The following is a 4,046-nucleotide window of genomic DNA, read 5'->3' on the forward strand; positions in this document are numbered from 1 at the left end:
CCCGCTCGGCCCGCGCCGCCGTCTCCCGCAGCGCGTCCTCCCGCCGCCCGGCCAGCGCCACCCGGTAGCCGTGCCCGAGCAACGCGAGCGCCACACTCCGCCCGATCCCCGATCCGGCACCGGTCACCACCGCCACACGTCCGCTCTCCATCGCCCGCTCCCTCCGGTGCTGCGGAACACCGTCGACTTCCTCGATGCGTCGACGATGGTATGCGGACGGCGGTCACTCCCCACCCGGATCCCGAACGCCCCGAGATCGGCGCACTTCCCACCACGCCACGGCGTTGTACCATGCTACGTGATGATCGATCGCGAGGACCGTTCCAGTTCACCGACCTTCCCGATGGGCGAGCCCACCCGACCGCTCGACCACGCGCTCCGGGTGGCCGCGGACCTGGAGGACGAGGAGATCCGTCGCACCCTCTCGACCGGGAGAAGGTCGGCAGGCACCGCGGAGGTCAGAACCAGTCGTCCGGGCGGGGCCAGGTGAACATCTCCTCCACGGCCTCCGGCTCGGTGACGGTGTAGCGGCCGCGGTAGAACAGCAGCGGGCGGCCGTCGGAGACCGCGCCGAGCTCGGTCACCCGGCCCACCACGACGTAGTGGTCACCGGCCTCGTGCACCGCCTCGATGGCGCAGTCGATCCAGGTCAGCGACCCGGTCAACACCGGGGCACCGGACGGGGCCGGGGACCAGTCCACCGCGGCGAACTTGTCCGCGCCCCGCGCGCCGAAGGTGGCGCTGACGTCGCGCTGGTCACCGGAGAGCACGTTCACCGCGAACGTGCCCACCCGCTCGATCACCGGCCAGGTGCGCGACGATTTCGCCGGGCAGAACAGCACCAGCGGCGGTTCCAGGGACAGCGCCGCGAACGACTGGCAGGCGAACCCGACGGGTGCGTCGCCGTCGTGTGCGGTCACCACGGCCACCCCGGTGCAGAAGTGCCCGAGCACCGACCGGAAGCGGGTCGGATCGACGGTGGGTGCGCTGCGGGTCACGACTGCCGCGCTCCCACCGAGAAGTCGTGGCCCCACAGGCTCACCGCGGTGCTCTCCCGGGCGATCCAGGTGTCGTCGGCGACCTGGCGCCCCTCGCAGCCGAACTCGACGTCGAAGCCGCCCGGCGTCTTCATGTAGAACGACATCATCAGGTCGTTGACGTGCCGGCCGAGCGTGGCCGACATCGGGACCTCGCGCCGCAGCGCCCGGTCCAGACACAGGCCCACGTCGTCGGAGTTGGCCACCTCCACCATCAGGTGCACGATGCCGCTCGGGGTGGGCATCGGCAGGAACGCGAGGCTGTGGTGGCGCGGGTTGCAGCCGAGGAAGCGCAGCCACGCCGGTTTGCCGTCCTCCGGCCTGCCCACCGCCTGCGGCGGTAGCTTCATCGAATCGCGCAGCCGGAAGCCGAGCACGTCCCGGTAGAACCGCAGGGACGCCTCGTCGTCGTGAGTGGACAGCACCACGTGCCCCAGGCCCTGCTCACCGGTGACGAACGTGTGCCCGTAGGGGCTGACCACCCGGCGGTGCTGCAACGCGATGCCGTGGAAGACTTCCAGCGTGTTGCCGGACGGGTCCTCGAACGTGACCAGCTCGTCCACCCGGCGCTCGGCACAGACCTCCGGGGAGCCCTCCTTGAACGGCACCCCGTGCTCGGAAAGGCTCCGGCGGATCTCGTCCAGCTCGGCGGCGTGGGCGACCTCCCACCCGGCCTGCGCCAGCCGGTCGGTCTCCCCCGGCACGATCACCAGGCGCGCGGGGAACTCGTCCATCCGGAAGTACAGGGCGTCCGGGTCGTCACCGGAGCCCTCGACCATGCCGAGCACCTTCAGCCCGTACTCGCGCCAGGCGGCCATGTCGGTGGCCTCGATGCGGAGGTAGCCCAGGGAGCGGATACCCATGTGCGTCATCCGTTCGTCTCGTCGGTGGGTGGGGGTCCGGTCCGGATCGACCGGACCGTGGCGTCGGACTCCGGTCAGACCATGGCGTTCTCGACGGTCTGGCCGAAGGTGCCGGTGCCGAACATCTGGTAGGCGCGCTCGGCGTCGTTGGCCGCGTGCACCCGGCCCGCGTGGGCGTCACGCCAGAAGCGCTGGATCGGTGTGCCCGCGCGCAGCGCACGGCCCCCGGAGTTCTCGAAGAGCCGGTCGATCGCGGCGATGGCGCGCTCGGTGCCACGCACCTGGTCGCGGCGCACCCGTAGCCGGGTGTCGAACGGCAGCTTCTCGCCGCGGCGGGCGAGCTGGTACAGCTCGTCGATGTTGTGCGTGAGCTGCAGCCACGCCGCGTCGATCTCGCTGGCCGCCTCGGCGATCCGGACCTTGGCGAACGGGTCCTCGTTGGACTGCTCGCCCATGTAGGAGGCGCGCACCCGTTCGCGCTGGTAGGCCACGTGCGCGTCGTAGGCGCCCTGCGCCATGCCGATGATCGGCGCGGTGATGGTGCTCGGGTGCACCGACCCGTACGGCAGCCGGTACAGCGGGCCGGTGTTCACCTCCTGGCCGGGGGTCCGGCACTTCGAGGTCGCCACGAAGCTGAGCACGCGGTGGGCGGGCACGAACACGTCGTCGACGACGATGTCGTTGCTGCCGGTGCCGCGCAGGCCCACGGTGTCCCACACGTCCTCGATCGTGTAGTCGGAAATCGGGACGAGGTAGGTGCAGAAGTCGACCGGGTCGCCGTCGGCGGTGAACGCGGGCGCACCGAGCAGCACCCACGTGGCGTGGTCACAACCGGAGGAGAAGCTCCACTTGCCGGACAGCCGGTAGCCGCCGTCGACGACCGTGGCCCTGCCCATCGGTGCGTACGACGACGAGACCAGGGTGCCGGTGTCCGAGCCCCACACCTCCTGCTGCGCGCGGTCGTCGAACAGGCCGAGATGCCAGGGGTGCACGCCGAGGATGGAGGCGACCCAGCCGGTGGACCCGCACGCGCTCGCGAGTGACCGGACCGCCGTGTAGAAGGTCACCGGGTCGGCCTCGTAGCCGCCGTACCGGGCGGGTTGCAGGAGTTTGAAGAAGCCGACATCGGCCAGGGCCTCGATCGACTCTTCCGGGACGCGCCGCGCGTCCTCGGCCTCCTGCGCACGCTCGCGCAGAGCCGGCAGCAGCTCCTCGATCCCGGCGACCACCGCGTCGGTGCCCTCGCTCATCTGTGCCTCGTTCCTACCGGGTTTGACTGGTACAACTCCGCCTGAGACTAGAACACGTTCTCGTTGTTGTCATCCCGAACCCCACCCTGGAGAAACCGCTCACAGTGCCGCGACTCCCGATTCCACTCGGTGGGACCGGCGGCCTACCCTCCGTATGGAACATGTTCTCGTAGGACGGTCGGCGGGACGCCGGCCGCAGAGCGGAACCCGGCACCGTTCTCCCGAGAAGGAGGTCCGATGACCCACGACCATGCGGTCACCGACGCCGCCCCCGGCTCCGCGACCGGAGCCGGGGGCGGGTCCGGGTCCACCGAGTTCGACGTCGTCGTGGTGGGCAGCGGCGCGGCGGGGATGACGGCGGCGCTCGCCGCCGCGCACGAGGGACTGTCGGTGGTGGTGGTCGAGAAGGCCGCGCACTACGGTGGTTCCACCGCCCGATCCGGCGGCGGGGTGTGGATCCCGAACAACGAGACCCTGCAGGCCACCGGCGTCTCCGACACCCCGGCCGACGCCAAGCGCTACCTGGCCTCGATCGTCGGCGACGTCGTCTCCCCCGAACGTCGCAGCGCCTACCTGGACACCGGCCCCGAGGTGGTCTCCTTCGTCCAGCGGCACACCCCGCTGCGGCTGCGCTGGGTACCCGGCTACTCCGACTATCACCCGGAGGCTCCGGGCGGACGGCCCGGCGGCCGGTCGGTGGAGCCCGAGCCGTTCGACGCCACCGTCCTCGGTGACGAGATCGACAATCTCGAACCGCCCTACAGCGCCCCGCCTCTCGGGGTGCCGCTGACCCAGGCGGACTTCCGGTGGCTGAGCCTGCTCGCCCGCCATCCGCGCGGCACCCGGCACCTGCTGCGGCTCGGGGCCCGGTGGCTGGCGGGCAGGCTCCGCGGCAG

The 4,046-nt window shown here is 71.3% G+C and carries 5 protein-coding genes; 1 reads left to right on the plus strand and 4 read right to left on the minus strand.

From position 1 onward, the window contains the following. From SACHA_RS20275 to hsaA, 4 genes are all read right to left on the minus strand, one after another. The coding region (locus tag SACHA_RS20275) for an SDR family NAD(P)-dependent oxidoreductase (protein WP_039737950.1) at nt 1-151 on the minus strand (151 nt) is incomplete at its 3' end. A 307-nt stretch (nt 152-458) separates the two neighbouring features. Continuing rightward, a complete protein-coding gene (gene hsaB, locus SACHA_RS0104570) occupies nt 459-998 on the minus strand; it encodes a 3-hydroxy-9,10-secoandrosta-1,3,5(10)-triene-9,17-dione monooxygenase reductase subunit (protein WP_019807537.1) in 540 nt (179 codons plus the stop codon). Next, nucleotides 995-1,900: an iron-dependent extradiol dioxygenase HsaC gene (gene hsaC, locus SACHA_RS0104575; protein WP_028662885.1), complete on the minus strand. Its 906-nt coding sequence runs from the start codon at nt 1,898-1,900 to the stop codon at nt 995-997. The genes hsaB and hsaC overlap by 4 nt, the downstream gene beginning before the upstream one ends. A gap of 74 nt (nt 1,901-1,974) precedes the next feature. After that, a complete protein-coding gene (gene hsaA / locus SACHA_RS0104580; RefSeq protein WP_019807541.1) occupies nt 1,975-3,150 on the minus strand; it encodes a 3-hydroxy-9,10-secoandrosta-1,3,5(10)-triene-9,17-dione monooxygenase oxygenase subunit in 1,176 nt (391 codons plus the stop codon). A 351-nt stretch (nt 3,151-3,501) separates the two neighbouring features. Between hsaA and SACHA_RS20280 the strand changes: the two genes are divergently transcribed. Next, a partial coding sequence (locus SACHA_RS20280) for an FAD-binding protein (protein ID WP_232211809.1) occupies nt 3,502-4,046 on the plus strand: 545 nt, incomplete at its 3' end.

The organism is Saccharomonospora halophila 8, assembly GCF_000383775.1.
Taxonomy (GTDB): Bacteria; Actinomycetota; Actinomycetes; order Mycobacteriales; family Pseudonocardiaceae; genus Saccharomonospora; species Saccharomonospora halophila.